Raw genomic sequence first — 17,552 nt, 5'->3', positions numbered from 1 at the left:
CATGTCCTCATTTGCGGAGCTGGTATTGACTTACAGCCCGCAAGTGTTCTTTCATATCTTTAGAGAAATGATGCGTGCCGTTTTGTTTTGAAACAAAGAACAGGAAGTCGGTCTGCTGAGGAAACAGCGCCGCATGAATGGCTTCCTTTCCGGGATTGGCAATGGGGCCGGGGGGAAGACCTTCAATTTGATAGGTGTTATAAGGTGTTTTTTCTTTCAGATGATTGCGGGTAATATTGCCGTCAAAATCCGTAATTCCGTAAATAACGGTCGGATCGGATTCAAGACGCATGCCGCGATGAAGACGGTTAAAAAAAACCGAAGATATGATGGCGCGTTCCTCGGGCGCACCAGTTTCCTTTTCGATAATGGAAGCCAGTGTCATGACCTGATGAACGGATAATTGAAGCTGGGCCGCCCGCTCCTTCCATTGGCTCGTCATCACCGTTTCGAACCGGTGAATCATGGCGGTGATGATTTCACGGGCAGTCACCCCTCTCGGGAAAAAATAAGTGTCCGGATAAAGATAGCCTTCCAATGTTTCCCCCGGAACACCGAATTGACGCACCAGTTCGGCATCCCGAGCCCGGGTGATGAATTCGGATGCCGTTACCAAGCCCGTCTTTTCCAACAAGTCGCCTATTTGCCGATACGTATAGCCTTCAGGCACGGTAAGCCGGTGAAGCACCACTTTCCCTAAAATCAGCGTTTCAATCACCTTCGCCGGCGACATAGCGGTGGAAAGCAGATATTCTCCGGCTTTAACACGTTTATCGTAACCGTATAACCGCGCAAACGCTCTAAAGCGATTGGGCTTTTGAATAACGCCCGCCTCAAGCAATTGCTCGGTTGTATCGACAAATCGCTGCCCCGAGGGCACGATCACCGTCCGAGGTTCATCCACAGTCGACGCGGCGCCGTTATAGGCATAACGCATCAGATCGAAGACCGCATAAAACACGGCGAGCATGAAAAAAACCAAACCCACACCCAATGGTAGTGCAACCTTTTTCATGGCCGCCACCATATGTGAACTCCCTGAATTTGTCAAAATAACAAATTGGCCGGCCGCTGTTGAAATCAGGTGAAAACCGGAGAAGATCTCTCCGACGGTATTGGCTGCTTTACAAGATGATTCTTTTCTCCAAACGTCGGATCGCCAAAAAACCAACCATGATCGTAAACACAAGCATATAAATCAGGCTGACCACGGTCAACAGATCAAACCGGTTGAAACAAAAGGCCCGAATAAGACGAGCCGCGTGCGTGAGGGGAAAAATCTCGGCGACCGGTCGAATATAGGCCGGCAGGGATGAAAGCGGAAATACCACTCCGGAGAAAAAAAACATGGGCGTTATCAGTCCTGTGAAATAAAAATTGAAGTGATTGATATTCTTTACAAAGGAAGTAATATAAAGCCCAAGCGCCGCAAACATCAACCCCGTGAAAAACCCACCCACAGGCGCCAAAAAGCCCATCGGGGATGCAATCAATCCAAAGGGATAGATCACGCAAAGCACTGCGGCCGAATAGAACAGGCCTTTGGTGGCGCAAAAAAGCATCTCCCCGACAAAAAGATCCCGGCTCGTCAGGGACGCGGATATCATGCCGTCATAAACCCGATCAAACTCAAGCCGAATAAAGGTGCCATAAGTGCACTCGAATGAAGCGGTAAACATGGCCGGCGGCGCAATAATGCCGGAAGCCAGAAAGACCACGTAGGGAGCGCCGTCGATCACACCGACGAATTGCCCTAACCCCAGCCCCACGCCGGCCAGGAAAAAAAGAGGCTCGAGAAAAGGCGGGAACCCGTTGCTGATCAAATTCCGGGTATAAACCCGGTAATGCCGGTACCAGACGCTGAACAGCCTCACAAAGAGCGACGGCGGTTCGGATAGAACGTTTCGCATTGGCGCCGGGTTATTCATTTAATTTTCTCCCCGTCGTTTTCAGGAATAAATCCTCGAGATTGGATTGCCTCAGAAAATAATCCCCTGCCCGCAAGCCGTTTCGAACGGTTTTAAGCGCACCGAGATCCTTTGAATAGAGCAGCACCCGATGAGCAGTCTTCTCCACGCGGATTCGATCGGGAACATCTTTTTCATCGGGCAAGTCCGCGCCGAACGCCTCCAGAACCCAGGGCTCCATGTGCTCGGAAATGAGCGTGGCCGGCTTTCCCTCCATGACTTTTCGGCCGCCATTCATAATGATCAATCGATCACAAATTTGAAAGGCTTCCTCCATATAATGGGTGCAGAGCAGAATCGTAACACCTTCTTGCTGAAGCATTCTCAGTTTATCCCAGATCAGCTGACGCACCTGAGGATCCAGCCCGGTAGTGGGCTCATCCAGAATCAGCAACTTCGGCTGATTGATCAAGGCCCGGGCAATAACAAGGCGCCGCTGCATTCCGCCGGAAAGATCACGAATCTTGGAATTTATCTTCTCGGTCAGCTCCATGAACGCCAACAGGGTTTCGATACGCGGCAGGGCCGCCTGTTTTTTGAGTCCGTAAAACCGCGAATAGATCAGCAGATTCTGAAGCACGCTCAACTCTATATCCAGGTTGTTTTCCTGGGGTACAATACCGGAAAGAAATTTGATCGCAAGGGCATTGTCCTCCGGATCATATCCGAACACATTAATTTGTCCGCCCCCGTTGCCGTCTCGCCGCGTTTTACCGTAAAGCATGTTCATCATGGTCGATTTTCCGGCACCATTGGGGCCGAGAAGCCCGAAGCATTGGGCGGTTTGTACTTCAAAACTCAGCGCGTCGACCGCTCTTATGGCCTTAAACGTCTTGGTTGCCTTATCAACTTGAATTGCCAACTCTCTCATGGCGATCACCTTTTATGCGCTCAAATGGCGCCCGCAATGCGTCGTAAAAAAAAGAAGACTTTACCCAAGCCAAAACCGATTGTAAACAATCTTCTCCCCTTGCCGTGCTGAAACGCCTTGTCTTTATACGTCATGCGCCAACTGCGCCAACTGCTTGTTTTAAAAAGAGGCTTATGTTAGCCTGCACCATTTAAGATCTATAATAAAAGCTGTCATCATAAGATGAACCAGCCATAACCGGTCAACCACACAAGCAGATCGGAATAACATGGCGGCAAGAGCTGAGACTATTAATGAGGTAAAATTTCCCGCATGAATATTATTTTCTTTTTGCTGGTGGGGGTTTCTTTTCTCTTTGCGGGTTGGCACCAGCTTTCATGGGTAGCCGCAGGAGAAGCTATCTCGCCCATGGCGGCTCTGACCTCGGCTATGGTGGAATCCGCCGCAGGGGCGGTGGATCTGGCGATCGGGCTGGTCGGGGTGATGACGCTTTTTCTAGGGTTGATGAAGATCGCCGAAGCCGGCGGCATGCTCACCATTTTGGCACGCTTGATTCGACCGCTCATGGTGCGCCTCTTTCCGGATGTGCCGCCGGATCATCCGGCCATGGGCGCCATGATTTTAAATATGTCCGCCAATGCACTCGGTCTTGGAAATGCGGCCACACCATTTGGCATTCGGGCCATGCAGGAGCTTGACAGCCTCAATCCGCATAAAGGCACCGCCACCAACGCTATGGCGCTTTTTCTGGCCATCAACACCTCCAGCGTGACCCTTTTGCCCACCGGCGTCATCGCCTTGCGTGCCGCGGCCGGTTCAAGTGATCCTGCCGGCATTTTGCCCACCACCCTCTTTGCCACCATGTGCTCAACGGCCATCGCTATTCTCGCGACAATCCTCTATCGCCGGTTTTCTCCCTTGCCGATTACAGACGCATCGGCTGATCCAACGATTCAAGAAAGAACCGAACCCACCTTGGCAGAAGCGTTGTCACACCCGGATAGGGCGACCGGGTACCCCACCTGGGTCGGCATTTCGGTAATCAGCGCCCTTGTCTGTGCGATACCGCTATCGATTGTTTACGGAAAACAGGTTTCACCCTGGATTTTACCGGGCCTAATGATAGTGTTTCTGCTGTTCGGCCTTTTTCGAAAAGTTCACGTCTATGAAGTGTTTGTGGACGGCGCCAAGAAAGGATTTCAAGTTGCGCTGAAAATTATTCCGTACCTGGTGGCTATTCTGGTGGCGGTGGGCATGTTTCGGGCCAGCGGCGGGCTGGACGCGCTGGTTGGCTGGCTCGGTATTTGGACGTCCAAGGTCGGCATGCCGGCTGAAGCGCTGCCCATGGCCCTGATGCGACCCCTTTCCGGCTCGGGCGCCTACGGCATTCTGGCTTCCCTTATCAATGATCCGACCGTGGGGCCCGATAGTTACACCGGATACCTGGTCAGCACCCTTCAGGGCTCCACCGAAACAACATTTTATGTCATGGCCGTATACTTCGGTTCGGTCCAAGTGCGGCGAATACGCCATACCCTGGCGGCGGCACTTACCGCGGATGCGGCGGGCGTGATATTCGCCGTGATCGCCTGCCTTTATCTATACGGATGAATTTTTAATGAATCAGAAGCGCCATCTTTAGGGTGGTGTGCACCTCATCCCCCCAGGGCCAGAACTTGGCGATCACCGTCACATCACCGAAGGATTTTTCAAACAACGTCTGATTGACCCATATACCACCGGTTTGACGGGTTAGTGTCTGATCCTCTCGGGTTGGTTCACTGCCGGCCTGTTTTCGCGGTTCCCCGAGATTGGCGGCCAGGGTCTTATACCACGCCCCCAAATCCATATTCAAAAAAACCAACTCAACGTATTCATCATCCATGACGCGGGTTTCAACGATTTTCAAATGCGCCAGTTGTTGAAAAATGTCTTTTAATTTCATGGGTCACCCATATGGTTGGGGTAGAAAAGAAATTCGCTACAACCGCCAATAAGCGATGTCCAATGCCGCCGCCGCTTCGGGCGTATACATTCCCTTGATATCAACAACAATTTTCTTTCCGAGGGAACAAAGCGAGGCTATTTTTTCCAGCCCCAACACCTTGTAATCATGATGCCCGACTGCCAAAATTACGGCATCCACTTCCTGAAGCGCCGCCAGGGGCTGCAGGGTCAGACCATAATATCGTAGGGCTTCATCTGAATCCGCCAGGGGGTCATGAACCTTGACCTCTATGCCGTAATCCACTAATTCACTCACGATGTCCACCACCCGTGTATTTCTTAAGTCTGGAACGTTTTCCTTAAACGTGATGCCCAGCACGGCCACTTTGGCGCCCTTGACATGCTTATCTTCGGCGATGAGCATCTTTACAGTTCGCTCGGCCATATACTTGCCCATATCATCGTTGATCCGCCGGCCGGCCAGAATCATCTCCGGATGATATCCCAACGCTTCCGCCTTAAAGGTCAGATAATAGGGATCCACCCCAATGCAATGGCCCCCCACCAAGCCCGGTCTGAAGGGCAAAAAATTCCACTTGGTGCCGGCGGCGGCCAGCACTTCCAGGGTATCGATGCCGCCCTTATGAAATATCATGGCCAGCTCATTCATCAGCGCAATATTAATATCTCGCTGCGTATTTTCAATAACTTTGGCCGCCTCCGCCACTTTAATGGAAGAAGCCTTGTGAATGCCGGCCCGGACAACTTTCCCGTAAACATTCGCCAGCAACTCCCGGGTGGCATCATTCGATCCCGAAACAATCTTGACGATCGTCTCCAGGGTGTGTTCTTTATCGCCCGGGTTGATTCGTTCGGGTGAGTAGCCTACCGTAAAATCCGAACCAAAATGCATGCCGGATGCTTTCTCAAGAATCGGCACGCAAACTTCTTCCGTAGCACCCGGATAAACCGTGGATTCATAGACCACACAAGCGCCTTCTTGCATATGTTGCCCCACGATTCGAGATGCACCCGCCAACGGCCCAAAGTCCGGTATTTTGTATGCATCAATCGGCGTGGGGACAGCAACGATAATCAGCGCACATTCGGAAAGCCGCACGGGATGCTCCGTAAACTCAACGGTTGCAGCTGATAACGCCTTGTCACTCACTTCCAGAGTCCGGTCATGGCCCGCTTTTAATTCCGCCACTCTCTCGGATTTCAAATCGTAACCCACGACTTTAAAATAATTGGATAGATGAACCGCCAGCGGCAAGCCCACATACCCCAACCCGATTACGGCAATTTTTTCCTTGCCCGCGCATAACGCATCAAAGCTCACCATATATCGCCTCGTTACCATAGAAGTGACTGAAAATGACTTGCCAGAACTTAACCTCATGGGATAATCTCGAACTCCGATATCATAAATGGGGTGACAAGTCATTTATTTTATTGACTCGGATAGAAAGTATGGCCATGCAGCAAACCAACTGGATCGTCATTACCGGAGCACCCTGCTCCGGGAAAACATCGGTTATCTGCGCACTTGAGAAAAAAGGCTATTCCGTGGTGCATGAGGTTGCCCGCGCCCTCATTGACAAGGCGTTGCAGCAGGGGTTATCCCTGGCGGAAATAAAATCCGATGAATCCGCATTTGAATACCGTATTCTCGAGGAAAAAGAAAAAATAGAAGCCGGCCTCTCACCGACCGCGCTCATCTTTTTGGACCGGGCTATTCCGGATAGCCTGGCTTATTTTATTCATGCGGGCCTTGACCCAGACCTGCCGCTTAAAAAAAGTCGCCTGTATCACTATAAGAAAATATTTCTATTTGAGCGATTCCGGTTCAAACGGGACAAGGTCCGCATTGAGGACGAAATAATCGCGGAAAAACTAGACCGGTTGTTATGGGAAAGCTATCAACTTCTTAAATACGACGTGATTCGGGTCCCCGTCCTGCCGGTGGCGGAGCGAACCGAATATATTTTATCCCGCATTCAATAGTCCCCGCGTTTCATCCGCGCTCAGGTGCCGCCATTTGCCCATGGCCAGTCCGCCCAGCCGAATGTTGGCAATACGAATCCGTTTAAGCACGGTTACCTGATTTCCGGTTTGCTCGACCATCCGCCGAATCTGTCGATTACGCCCCTCTTTTAAGGTAATGCGAAAACACGCCGGATTAATCCGATGCACCTCGGCACGGCGGGTCTTTTTGCCTTTTAGCATTATACCATCAGCCATTTCCCGCAAGGCCTGATCCGTGATCGGCTGCGCAACCGTTACCTCATACTCCTTTTCATGATCAAAGGACGGATGACTCAACCGGTTGTGCAAGGCCCCATCGTTGGTCATCAATAACAGCCCCTCTGAATCTTCATCCAGACGCCCCACCGGAAACACCCGATGAGGCAAATCCACCAATTCCAGCACGATCTTTTTACCGGCATGACGGCAACTCGACACATATCCGGGGGGCTTGTTCAACGCAATATAGATGCGCGGCGCTTCCGATTTAAGCAGGCGACCATTCACGGCAACGGCATCGGTTTTCGGGTCCACCTTGACTCCCAGGACCGAAACCGTATTGCCGTTAACCGTTACCCGGCCCTGAAGAATTAACGCCTCTCCATGCCGCCGGGAACAAAGCCCCGCCTCGGATAAATATTTTTGCAACCGAATCAGCGCCATGATGCCCTGTTTTCCCCCTGTCGACTGCCTTAGAAACATGCACGAAAAAGCGTGCACAACGTTCATCAATGGAAAAGGTCGTTGGCCGCCCGTCAGCCCAGCCGCCCAGCTTCCAGCGTTGCCGCTTCAGGTGCGGTAGTCCGCATTAATTCTGACATAATCCATTGAAAAATCGCAAGTGATCAGCTGTGCGCTACCGGAGCCCATGTTTAAATCAATCCGCAGGGCATATTCAGATTGCCGCATCACCTCGGTTGCCTCGGCCTCGGCCTGCGCACCACACCACCGGGTGTTTTGTAGCAGTTGCACCTGATCAAAATAGATATCGATTTTTTCCGGCTCGATCTCGACGCCCGCCCGGCCAACGGCCGCTACAATCCGTCCCCAGTTGGCATCTTCACCAAAAAGCGCGGTTTTAACCAGAGGAGAGTGTCCCACTGTCTCCGCTACACGGTAAGCATCCGCATCCGTCAAGGCGCCCTTTACCATAAGATCAACGAGTTTGTTGACCCCCTCCCCATCCCGAATCATGGCCTTTGCGAGCTTTAAACAAAGCGCGTTCAATACCTCTTGAAAAACAGCCTCATGCTCGGATGATTCGATTTGAATACCGGAGACGCCATTGGCTAACAGCAGTACGGTATCGTTGGTGCTTGTATCGCCATCCACGCTTGCCCGGTTAAAGGATATATTCGCGGCGGCGATCAATGCATTTTTCAGAAAGCCAGGAGGGGCTTTCGCGTCCGTCAAAATATAGCACAACATAGTAGCCATATCCGGCCGAATCATGCCGGCGCCCTTGATGATGCCGGTCAACGTAAACACCTTGCCGTCGATTATTCCTTGACTCGAAATCGCCTTTGGCACTGTATCGGTGGTCATAAACGCTTTGGCCACCGCCATAATGCCTTGATAGGACAGCCCGGCAACCAACCGTGGAATGGCCGCCGAAATTCGATCCATGGGCATCGATTTTCCAATCACACCGGTAGAGGACACCAATACGAGTTCACGAGAAATACCAAGAGAATCCGCAACAAGAGCGGCCATTTCCATGGCATCGCCCATTCCCTGAGCGCCCGTGCAGCAATTGGCATTGCCGGCATTGACGACAATGGCCTGCGCCGATCCGGATTGAACCCGCTGCATATCCATCAGCACCGGCGCCGCTTTTATTTTATTTTTTGTAAAGATCCCCGCAACAGCAGCCGGCACGTCAGAAACGATCAAGCCCATATCCAACCGGTTTGCCTGTTTGATGGCAGCCGCTACACCAGCGGCCCTGAAGCCGGGGCATTTGATCTCCATTGACATGGCATGTTCTCCTCATACTGAAAAAAAACCGGCTTCATTCGGGAGAATCCGAAATGAAGCCGGAAAATCAAGCACGATATATCAATTCTATGCCGCTTGCGTATCCTTGTTGTAGCAAATACGGCAACAATTGAGACAGCGATTTGACTCGTAGGCAGCCGATGCTTCGGAAATAACCAAATCCGCTTCCACAAAAGATTTGATTCGCTCAGCCACTTCCATTTCCGGCATCGGCGTGCGTTTCTTTGCCTCAATGCCGTCAACGGATTCAAAAATAGATTCCGGAATATGCTTTTTCCGCAGGGATTTTGGAACCGGAACCACCTCTTCTTCTTTCAGAAACAGATGAATCGCCCGGGCCGCACGGCGTCCGCCGCCGATGGCCTCCACAACCAGAGAGGCGCCGGTATACGCATCGCCCGCCGCAAAAATATACGGCACGGAAGACTGTAAAACCTCCGCGTCCCCATCGATGGTGTTCCATCGGGTGATTTTAATATCAGCCGTTTCCTTTTCCTGATCCACAAATGAAACATCCGGCCCCTGACCAATCGCAGTGACCAACATATCAATATCCATCAAGGTCTCAGAGCCCTCAACCGGAACCGGTCGCCGTCGGCCGCTGGCATCCGGCTCACCCAGCTCCATTTTAAGATATTCCAACTGCTTGACCTTACCGTTTTCATCGCCGATCACACGGGTCGGCGCAGCCAGAAAATGAAAATTAACGCCCTCATGTTCAGCCGCCTCGATTTCCACCATGTTGGCAGGCATTTCAGCGCGGGTTCGTCGATACACGATCGAAACCTCTTTGGCGCCGAGCCTGACAAGGGTCCGCACGCAGTCAATAGCCGTATTCCCCCCACCGATCACCACGCATTTTTGACCGATGGGATATTGGTTGACCGGCTTGCCTTCCTGCTGGTATGCGGCAAATTTGGTTAGAAAATCAATGCCCGTATAGCAATTTCCAAGGTCTTCCCCTTCAGCACCGAGTTTATAATCCTTCCATGCGCCCACCCCCAGGAAAATAGCGTCATAGCCGTCTTCTCTTAGCGAGCTGATGGTAAAATCCTTTCCGAGCTTGACATTCAAGCGCGCTTCGATCCCCAGGTTTAAAATACCATCCGTCTCCCATTTAAGCACCTGTTTGGGCAATCGGTATTCGGGGATGCCATATCGAATCATGCCGCCAAGTTCCGGCATCATATCAAAAATCGTCACACTGTGGCCCAATCGCCGCAGAAAAAACGCGCAGCTGAGCCCGGCGGGTCCGCCGCCCACAACGGCTACTTTCTTGCCGGTATCCGGCGCGCAAGAAACGGGTAGCCGCTTGCCGGAATTCATTTCATAATCCGCCACAAATCGTTTTAACTGGTTGATGGAAACCGGTTCATCCTCGATGCCTCTGCGGCAATAATCTTCACAGGGATGGGGGCAAACCCGGCCGCAGGAGAGAAGCAATGGATTTCGTTCCCGAATGGTGTGAACCGCACCCTCGTAGTTCCCTTCACGAATCTGGGAAATGTATTTGGGGATGTCGATCTCCGCCGGGCATGTCTGGGCGCACGGCGCCAGCGCATCGTCTTCCTGATTAAAATGCAGCAGCCGATCGCTCATGGTGCGAACATGCAAAATATCTTTCGGGCAGGCCGTTTCGCATGCGCCGCACCCGACACATTTGGTCTCATCCACCACCGGAAACCCATTGGGGCCTATATGGATTGCATCAAATTTGCAGGCCTTGACACAATCACCCATGCCGATGCATCCGATGGTGCAAACACGCTTTCCCCCATACATGACGGCCATGGCCCGGCAGCTGTTAATGCCCATATAGTCAAATTTATCAGCCGCCCGAAAGCCTCCCTCACATTCATTATGGGAAATTTTGGGCTCGGCGCTGCCGGGATCCACACCAAGCACACCGGCAATCGCGATCGCGGATTCCGGCCCCGCCACGATGCAAGCGCTCGGCGGCGCCTTTCCCGTCACAATGGCCACCGCAGCCGCCGAACAACCGGCAAACCCGCAACCACCGCAATTGGCGGCTGCCAAAAAATTTTCAACCTCGGCAATCCGGGGATCTTCATAAACATAAAACACCTTGGAGGCGACGCTTAGAAGTATCCCGCAAACGGCACCAAGGATGCACATGGATAAAATGGCTTCAATCACGATGAACTCCTTAAGATATGGTCCGTAAGATTAAACCATGCCTTTAAATGCAAAAAATGTCAGGGACAACAACCCGGCCGTCACCAGTGCAATGGAAGTATCCTGCAATGGTTTGGGAACCCGCGCGAGTAATATCCGCTCCCGCACACCCGCGAAAAGGATGAGCGCCAACCCGAACCCCGCCGCAAAGCCCAGAGAGGCAACCAGCGCTTGAATAAAGGTATATTCTTTGTCGATATTAATCACACAGGCACCCATAACGGCGCAGTTGGTGGTAATCAGCGGCAGGAAAATCCCCAACCCGGCATACAACGCCGGAATACTTTTTTTCAAAAACATCTCTACGAATTGAACCAGTGCGGCAATGACAAGAATAAAAGAAATGGTCCGCAAATACACCAAGTTAAACGGCAGCAACAACCAGTAATAGATCATCCAGGTAATAACGCCCGCCAGCACCAGAACAAAAACAACTGCCATGGCCATGCCGACCGCAGTTTCCATCTTCTTGGAAGTGCCCAAAAACGGGCAGTTCCCCAAAAACTGCGCCAGCAAAATATTGTTAACAATGATACAGCTAATCAATAGGATGATGAGATCGCCCATTTTCTGCTCCTATTTTTTCCCCATAAGGTTCATCATGCATAACATCAGCCCCAGGCAAAGGAAGGCGCCGGGTGCTTGGACCATAAATTCAAACGGTTGATAGGAAGCACCGAAGATCTGTTCGACCACAACGCCTTTCCAGATGGTCAGCTCTCCTTTGCCAATCAGGTTTCGAACCGCACTGATCGCGGTCAGTGAAAGGGTAAAGCCGATACCGATACCAAGACCATCTGCAATCGATGGGATCAATGGATTCTTTGCCGCAAATGCTTCAGCACGCCCTAATAGAATGCAGTTTACAACAATTAGGGGAATAAAAACGCCAAGGCTTAAAAACAGCGAATAGGCAAACGCCTTCATCAGCAGTTCCACCACGATAACAAAGGTGGCAATTACAATAATGAAACAGGCGATACGAACCTTGGAAGGGATAATCTTGCGCAACAGGGATATCAGTATATTGGACGCCAACAGAACAAACGCCGTTGCCATCCCCATGCCGAGGCCGTTTTCCACGGTAGTGGTGACTCCCAACACCGGACATAGCCCGAGTACGAGCCGGAACGGCGGGACTTCCTTCCATAGCCCTTTGGTAAATTCCTGAGCAATCGACTTGGCCATACCTCGTCTCCCTATTTTTTAATTTCTTTTAATTTTTCAATAAGTTGTGGTTTAATTCGCTGGTAAACGGTGACAGCGTCCGAGGCTGCAACGCAAACACCTCTGGACGTGATTGTAGCGCCACTGAGTGCATTGATGTCGCCGCCGTCCTTGGTCACCTTAATGGAGCCTGAAACGGCATGCCCCTTGAATTGAGCCGCAAAGCTCGGATCTTCCTTTGCGTTGGCACCGAGGCCGGGCGTTTCACTATGAGTCGTGACGCCAACACCGTGAAATTTATCCTCGTCCACATTGATGCCCACCATCAAACCGACTTTATCGGCAAAGCCGGTGCCGAAGGTTTCAAACACAACCGTATTCGGTTTTCCGTCAAAAACGCCGACAAAAACGCTTATCTCCGTCTCCCCGTCGGGAATCTTGACACGATCCACCAGCGGATCATTAGAGGCCCCTTCCAAAATTTTTCGGATGGCGGGGCCTTTCACCAGGTTCAACTCCTGTTTTTCGATAAGGTCCTTGGTTCCATCTCTGAGCGCTGCAAGCAGTCCCCCGGAAAACGAGCTCAGGACCGTCAGAACGACAACCATTTTGATCATATCTTTCATATCAGGCCACCTTTCCAATCGCTTTGGGCCGGATCTTGTCCAGTAGCGGGTTTACGAGGTTAATTACAAGAATTGCATAAACAACGCCGTCCGCATAGATGCCGATGTTTCGAATCAGCACGGTCATGACACCCCCCAAAGCGCCGTAGATGAACATGGGAATCATGTTGACCGGCGAGGAGGAATCTTCCGTTGCCAGAAAAAACGCCCCCAAGAGGGTATAACCGGACAAGAGATGAATCAGGGGGCCGCCGTATTTGGCGGGATTCAACAAATTGAATAAAACGGCGGTAACCGCGATGCCGACCAGAAAAGAGATGGAAATTTCCCACCGAATAAATCCGCGCAAAATAAGGTAGAGACCACCGAGAATAATCCCCAGCCCGAATGTGGCGCCGATGCCCCCTACCTGACGTCCCAATAGCAAATCAAGGGGATTGAATTGGGTGGTGGCCTGAACCCCGAAAGACTTTAAGGCAACCAGGGGAGAGATGGTCAAGAATTCCAAATTGTAATTGACCAGCATCCCATCGAAATCGAAGAGGTGTTTCCAGGAAACCATCAAAATCGCGACCGCTATTATTACCGGATTAAAGGGGTTGCTACCAATACCGCCGAAAATCATCTTTCCGATAAATATTGCAATAAAGGTTCCCACCAAAACCCCCCACCAGGGCATGGTGGCAGGCATCAACATGGCCAGAACCATGCCGATTAACGCTGCATTGCCGTCCCCGATGGATATCGGCTGCTTGGCGATGCGATTAAATGCAACCTCCCAAAGCATGGCGGTGGCGATGGAAAACGCCACAACGCCCAACGCGGGAGGGCCATAGGAGATAATCCCGGCCAACACCGCCGGCACCGCCGCCAGCATGGTGTGGTAGCTTCTTTCAGATACGCTTCTGCCACAGTGCCAAAACGGCGCGTGTGAAACGATAAATTTCTTTTGACTAATCATTTTGCTCCTCCGCTGTTTGGACTTGGCTCAGTGCGAATTTAGCCAACCGAATATACTGAAAGATGGGAATTTTTGCGACACACACGTAACTGCACAACCCGCATTCAATGCAGGAATAAAGATCGTATTCATCGGCAGCCGTCTGATAAACGCCAGCCTCCAGAAACCGGACCAGCATATTGACCGGCATCTTGGCCGGGCACACCCGGACACATTCACCGCAATTGATGCAAGGATAATCGGATACGAAGGGGACATCCGCCTTATCCTGCAGCATGACGGCATCCGTGTCGGGCTGAACCGGATGCTCCTCGGAGTAGATGGCATTGCCCGTCATGGGCCCGCCGACAATCAGCCGGTCCATATCGGATAATGTTTCCCCGCAGGCGGCCAATACATTTCTAATCGGGGTTCCGATTCTAGCCTCCACAAGAGTTTGGCTGCCGTCTTTATGAATCACGGTGATAATTTTGTTTACCGGCACCCGCCCGGTCTCAAACGCATCGCCAAGGGCAGCCACCGATTCAGCGCTGAAAAAAACAACGCCCAGATCTTCAGGCGCCTTTCCAACCGGTACCGCCTTGCCTAAAACCTGATTCATGATATTCTGCGGATTCGCCGCAGGGTAAGCCGTGTCCACAGCCCTTACCTTAGCGCCGATCTCACCGTAGCTTTGAATTCGGTCCCGGGGCGTTACCACGATAATATCATCTATTCCACTGATTTTTTTAAGCATATCGATCCCCTTGGTTAAAGAGGAAAACCGGGAGGTGGCGATATAGCGGTTCGTGGTAATCAGAAGGTCTTTATCTTCGGCATAGATAACGAGGGTCTCAATGGTCTTCTCAAGATTCGACAACATCGACAAGGGCGGTTTGCCCGGTGCCGTTTGAAGAAAATCGAGTGCCGTTTGAAGGGATGGCTCGGCGGCCACGGCAGTGAATTGATCATCAAGCTGCTCGGCCTTGGCCGAATCAATGCTCACCGCCACATAGATTTTGCCGAAGTCCCCTTCAAAAACGGAGATATCGGAAACGGTTCCGGTGACGCTTGAAATCGCGTAGCCACCGGACTCCTTTGACAGCAATACTTTCTGGCCGGTCTTTACCGCGTCGCCTTTTTTCAGGACATCCTTATCCACGAATGACAACGCACCGTCGATCAGGAGTGTCACCCTGCCGGGTGTAGGAATTGATTTGGGGATCGGGAAGGCACCCTGGGACGGCGGATAAATTACCCGGGGTTTAGACAAGCCGAAAAATGGTTTCTTCATCATGATTCAACCCCATTCGTTTGGTCGCGATTTGAAAAACAGGTTCAGCCGAATGCTCGGCTATCCTATTTGTGGTTACTGGATATGACAACCGGAACACTCTACCGGCCCCGATTCATATTCATTGTGGCACTGAACGCACTGGGCATGAAAGGCATCCGCGCGCTTGCTCATAGTTACTTCTTCAAGCTCATCCGGTTCATGACAGGCAAGGCAGGCATCGGGTACTGTTTTTCCTTCCGCCGGCAGACTGTGGCAGGCACCGCATCCACTGGTATCGCTGCCATCCTCGGGATGATGATGGCAGTCCCTGCAGGAAATGCCGTAACCGGATTCTCCCAGGTGGATCTGGTGATTAAACAACACCCTTCCGGCGACGGTTTGATACATCATTCGAAGCGGCTGCGCCGGTGCCTTGGCGGGCACCATATAACAAATTACTCCCACGACAAGCAGAGCGATTGCCAGAACGTAAGCCAATTTCAGTTCTTTTTTAACCATGTTGATACGTCCTTTGTGATTGAGATCATTAACGCGGTATATGGCGAACCAAAGAAAAGTCCCTACCATAATGCGTTTTGTCTTTCAAGATTTTTTTCATTGCCCTATTCTAAGGATAGCGTCACGCCCTTCATTCAAACCATTCGATCATATTTTGGTTCATCATATTTTCGTTGACAGTGACTTATTTCACATTTATATTCGGGGGTCTAAAATTATGGGCTTAGAACGGGGCGGACTTATCCACTCCGGCCTGTTTTATTCTATTTTGTGTCACAAGGAGGTTTTTATGAAATGCACGACGATACGTGAGGGTGTCGAATGCCCTTTTATGACTGCCAAGGGATGCAGCTACACCAATGGGGCTTGTCTTGAAATCATTGAAGCCTGCAAGGGTTGCGCCCGAAGCAAGGAGTTTAAAACTGGTTGGTATTGCATGACTTGCCCCGATCCGGCTTCAAAATGGAAGCACGGTCATTGCAATATGGCCACGCATGTCACAATGGCCGTAGAAAAGAAAGCCGCGGCAAAACTCAATCCGATAAAGGCTTCAAAACGAGGAAACCGTTAACGCGGTTGCTGATCAATACGCTATTGAACCCGCTCCGCACCGAGCGGGTTTTTTTTTGATGAACCCGATTCTACGGCCATGAAGGCCGAACCGTCTATGCACACAGGAAAGCCAAGGAGGCCTTGACATGAACCCCATCGCCAAAGAACTTAATCAGACACTTCAGGCAGGGACCCCCCAACTATATGACATGTTATCCGACATCGGAAAAAACCTGTTTTTTCCCAAAGGTATATTGAGCCAAAGCGCGGAAGCCAAGGAAAAAGCATACCGGCTCAATGCCACTATCGGAATCGCAACGGAAGAGGGCAAGACCATGCATTTTCCTTCCGTCATGAATGCACTCCGCGACATTGCTCCCGAAAAGGCGCTCACCTATGCCCCCTCCTTCGGGTTGATGACGCTTCGAAAGGCTTGGCAGGACAGCCTTAAACGCAAAAACCCGTCCCTAGCCGATACTGAAATCGGGCTGCCGATCGTCACCTGCGGCATTACCCATGCTATCAGCGTATTTGCCGATGTTTGGGTCGATCCGGGAGATGTCGTGATTCTGCCGGACATGATGTGGGGCAATTATAGTATGATTTTAAGCGTCCGAAAGGGCGCCCGAATCGCACAATACCCGCTCTTCTCGAATGCGGGCGGGTTTAATCTGGCTGCATTTGAAGCGGCGGTGAACCAGGAAGCGAAAACCAACAAAAAAATCATCGTCCTTTTGAATTTTCCTCAAAACCCAACCGGTTATACGGCAACCCAAACCGAAGGGGCGGCAATCGTACAAATTCTGGCAAAAATTGCGCGCGCCGGCACGCAAGTCATTGCTGTATCGGATGATGCCTATTTTGGTCTCTTTTATGAAAAAGACACGCTTAAAGAATCCCTTTTCGCTCAATTGTGCCGCCAGGATTCACGGCTGCTGGCCGTCAAGCTGGATGGGGCGACAAAGGAGCTTTTTGTCTGGGGCCTTCGGGTCGGATTTATCACGTACGGAATCAAAATGGACGGCAACAGCGCAGCTGTCTACGATGCCCTGGAGAAAAAGACGGCCGGCGCCGTGCGCGGTTCCATCTCCAATGCTTCTCATTTAAGCCAAACGATTGTGCTTCAATCTTTGGAGGACAAGAACCATGCCAAAGAACTGGAAGAAAAATTTGCCATCCTTTGCGCCCGCGCCAAACGTGTCAAAGAAGTGCTCAGGGATGAAAAATACCGCGATGCCTTTGAAGCCTATCCGTTTAATTCCGGATATTTTATGTGTATTCGGGTTAAAAACGTCGATGCGGAAGTGCTTCGCGTCCATTTGCTGAACCAATACGGCGTGGGCCTGATTTCCTTTGGCCCGGACAATCTGAGAATCGCCTTCTCCTGCCTTGAGGAAAAGGATATTCCGTTATTGTTCGATACCATCTTACGGGGAATTTCGGATCTGAAAGCTTAGACCCCGAT

Annotated in this window: 18 protein-coding genes; 4 read left to right on the top strand and 14 right to left on the bottom strand. The window is 51.3% G+C overall.

What is annotated here, in order from left to right; genetic code table 11:
- Positions 1-7: 7 nt before the first annotated feature.
- The 3 genes from mltG to RBT11_08640 all read right to left on the bottom strand — a co-directional run bounded on the left by mltG (position 8) and on the right by RBT11_08640 (position 2,838).
- Positions 8-1,015 (bottom strand): endolytic transglycosylase MltG, encoded by a 1,008-nt coding sequence (mltG, locus tag RBT11_08650; GenBank protein ID MDX9786832.1) that lies wholly within the window; start codon positions 1,013-1,015, stop codon positions 8-10.
- A 109-nt stretch (positions 1,016-1,124) separates the two neighbouring features.
- Positions 1,125-1,928, bottom strand: a complete 804-nt coding sequence (locus RBT11_08645; GenBank protein ID MDX9786831.1) for an ABC transporter permease — start codon at positions 1,926-1,928, stop codon at positions 1,125-1,127.
- On the bottom strand, positions 1,921-2,838 hold the full coding sequence (locus tag RBT11_08640) for an ATP-binding cassette domain-containing protein (protein MDX9786830.1): 918 nt from the start codon (positions 2,836-2,838) through the stop codon (positions 1,921-1,923). Before RBT11_08640 ends, RBT11_08645 begins: the two co-directional genes overlap by 8 nt.
- A gap of 312 nt (positions 2,839-3,150) precedes the next feature.
- On the opposite strand from RBT11_08640, the gene RBT11_08635 reads away from it, so the two are divergent.
- Positions 3,151-4,449 (top strand): nucleoside recognition domain-containing protein, encoded by a 1,299-nt coding sequence (locus RBT11_08635; protein ID MDX9786829.1) that lies wholly within the window; start codon positions 3,151-3,153, stop codon positions 4,447-4,449.
- Positions 4,450-4,453: 4 nt separating this feature from the next.
- Here the strand turns inward: RBT11_08635 and RBT11_08630 are convergent, their stop codons facing one another.
- Together RBT11_08630 and RBT11_08625 are read right to left on the bottom strand one after the other, a co-directional pair.
- Positions 4,454-4,783, bottom strand: a complete 330-nt coding sequence (locus tag RBT11_08630) for a hypothetical protein (protein ID MDX9786828.1) — start codon at positions 4,781-4,783, stop codon at positions 4,454-4,456.
- Between the two features lie 36 nt (positions 4,784-4,819).
- Positions 4,820-6,130, bottom strand: coding sequence for a nucleotide sugar dehydrogenase (locus tag RBT11_08625; GenBank protein MDX9786827.1), 1,311 nt, complete (start codon positions 6,128-6,130; stop codon positions 4,820-4,822).
- Positions 6,131-6,258: 128 nt separating this feature from the next.
- Between RBT11_08625 and RBT11_08620 the strand changes: the two genes are divergently transcribed.
- A complete protein-coding gene (locus tag RBT11_08620; GenBank protein MDX9786826.1) occupies positions 6,259-6,792 on the top strand; it encodes an ATP-binding protein in 534 nt (177 codons plus the stop codon).
- Here RBT11_08620 and RBT11_08615 read toward each other — a convergent pair.
- The 9 genes from RBT11_08615 to RBT11_08575 form a co-directional block, all read right to left on the bottom strand.
- The gene (locus RBT11_08615) at positions 6,775-7,476 is read right to left on the bottom strand and encodes a pseudouridine synthase (protein MDX9786825.1); all 702 of its coding nucleotides are present in this window, start codon (positions 7,474-7,476) and stop codon (positions 6,775-6,777) included. The two genes, RBT11_08620 and RBT11_08615, sit on opposite strands and share 18 nt — an antisense overlap.
- A gap of 126 nt (positions 7,477-7,602) precedes the next feature.
- Positions 7,603-8,790, bottom strand: coding sequence for a bifunctional glutamate N-acetyltransferase/amino-acid acetyltransferase ArgJ (gene argJ / locus RBT11_08610; GenBank protein MDX9786824.1), 1,188 nt, complete (start codon positions 8,788-8,790; stop codon positions 7,603-7,605).
- 87 nt (positions 8,791-8,877) lie between these two features.
- A complete protein-coding gene (locus RBT11_08605; protein ID MDX9786823.1) occupies positions 8,878-10,968 on the bottom strand; it encodes an RnfABCDGE type electron transport complex subunit B in 2,091 nt (696 codons plus the stop codon).
- 30 nt (positions 10,969-10,998) lie between these two features.
- The gene (locus RBT11_08600; protein ID MDX9786822.1) at positions 10,999-11,574 is read right to left on the bottom strand and encodes an RnfABCDGE type electron transport complex subunit A; all 576 of its coding nucleotides are present in this window, start codon (positions 11,572-11,574) and stop codon (positions 10,999-11,001) included.
- Between the two features lie 9 nt (positions 11,575-11,583).
- Positions 11,584-12,195 (bottom strand): electron transport complex subunit E, encoded by a 612-nt coding sequence (locus RBT11_08595; GenBank protein ID MDX9786821.1) that lies wholly within the window; start codon positions 12,193-12,195, stop codon positions 11,584-11,586.
- Between the two features lie 11 nt (positions 12,196-12,206).
- Positions 12,207-12,800, bottom strand: coding sequence for an RnfABCDGE type electron transport complex subunit G (locus RBT11_08590; GenBank protein MDX9786820.1), 594 nt, complete (start codon positions 12,798-12,800; stop codon positions 12,207-12,209).
- A 1-nt stretch (position 12,801) separates the two neighbouring features.
- Positions 12,802-13,761 (bottom strand): RnfABCDGE type electron transport complex subunit D, encoded by a 960-nt coding sequence (locus tag RBT11_08585; GenBank protein MDX9786819.1) that lies wholly within the window; start codon positions 13,759-13,761, stop codon positions 12,802-12,804.
- Positions 13,754-15,037: a 4Fe-4S dicluster domain-containing protein gene (locus tag RBT11_08580; protein MDX9786818.1), complete on the bottom strand. Its 1,284-nt coding sequence runs from the start codon at positions 15,035-15,037 to the stop codon at positions 13,754-13,756. The genes RBT11_08585 and RBT11_08580 overlap by 8 nt, the downstream gene beginning before the upstream one ends.
- Positions 15,038-15,109: 72 nt before the next feature.
- Positions 15,110-15,535, bottom strand: coding sequence for a cytochrome c3 family protein (locus tag RBT11_08575; protein MDX9786817.1), 426 nt, complete (start codon positions 15,533-15,535; stop codon positions 15,110-15,112).
- A gap of 289 nt (positions 15,536-15,824) precedes the next feature.
- On the opposite strand from RBT11_08575, the gene RBT11_08570 reads away from it, so the two are divergent.
- Both RBT11_08570 and RBT11_08565 read left to right on the top strand, forming a co-directional pair.
- The gene (locus RBT11_08570; protein MDX9786816.1) at positions 15,825-16,106 is read left to right on the top strand and encodes a PxxKW family cysteine-rich protein; all 282 of its coding nucleotides are present in this window, start codon (positions 15,825-15,827) and stop codon (positions 16,104-16,106) included.
- 127 nt (positions 16,107-16,233) lie between these two features.
- Positions 16,234-17,544, top strand: a complete 1,311-nt coding sequence (locus RBT11_08565) for an aminotransferase class I/II-fold pyridoxal phosphate-dependent enzyme (GenBank protein MDX9786815.1) — start codon at positions 16,234-16,236, stop codon at positions 17,542-17,544.
- Positions 17,545-17,552 lie beyond the last annotated feature (8 nt).

The organism is Desulfobacterales bacterium (genome assembly GCA_034003325.1).
Classification (GTDB): domain Bacteria; phylum Desulfobacterota; class Desulfobacteria; order Desulfobacterales; family JAFDDL01; genus JAVEYW01.
The sequence above is the reverse complement of the archived record's forward strand: the minus strand, read 5'-3'. Positions and strand labels throughout refer to the sequence as shown.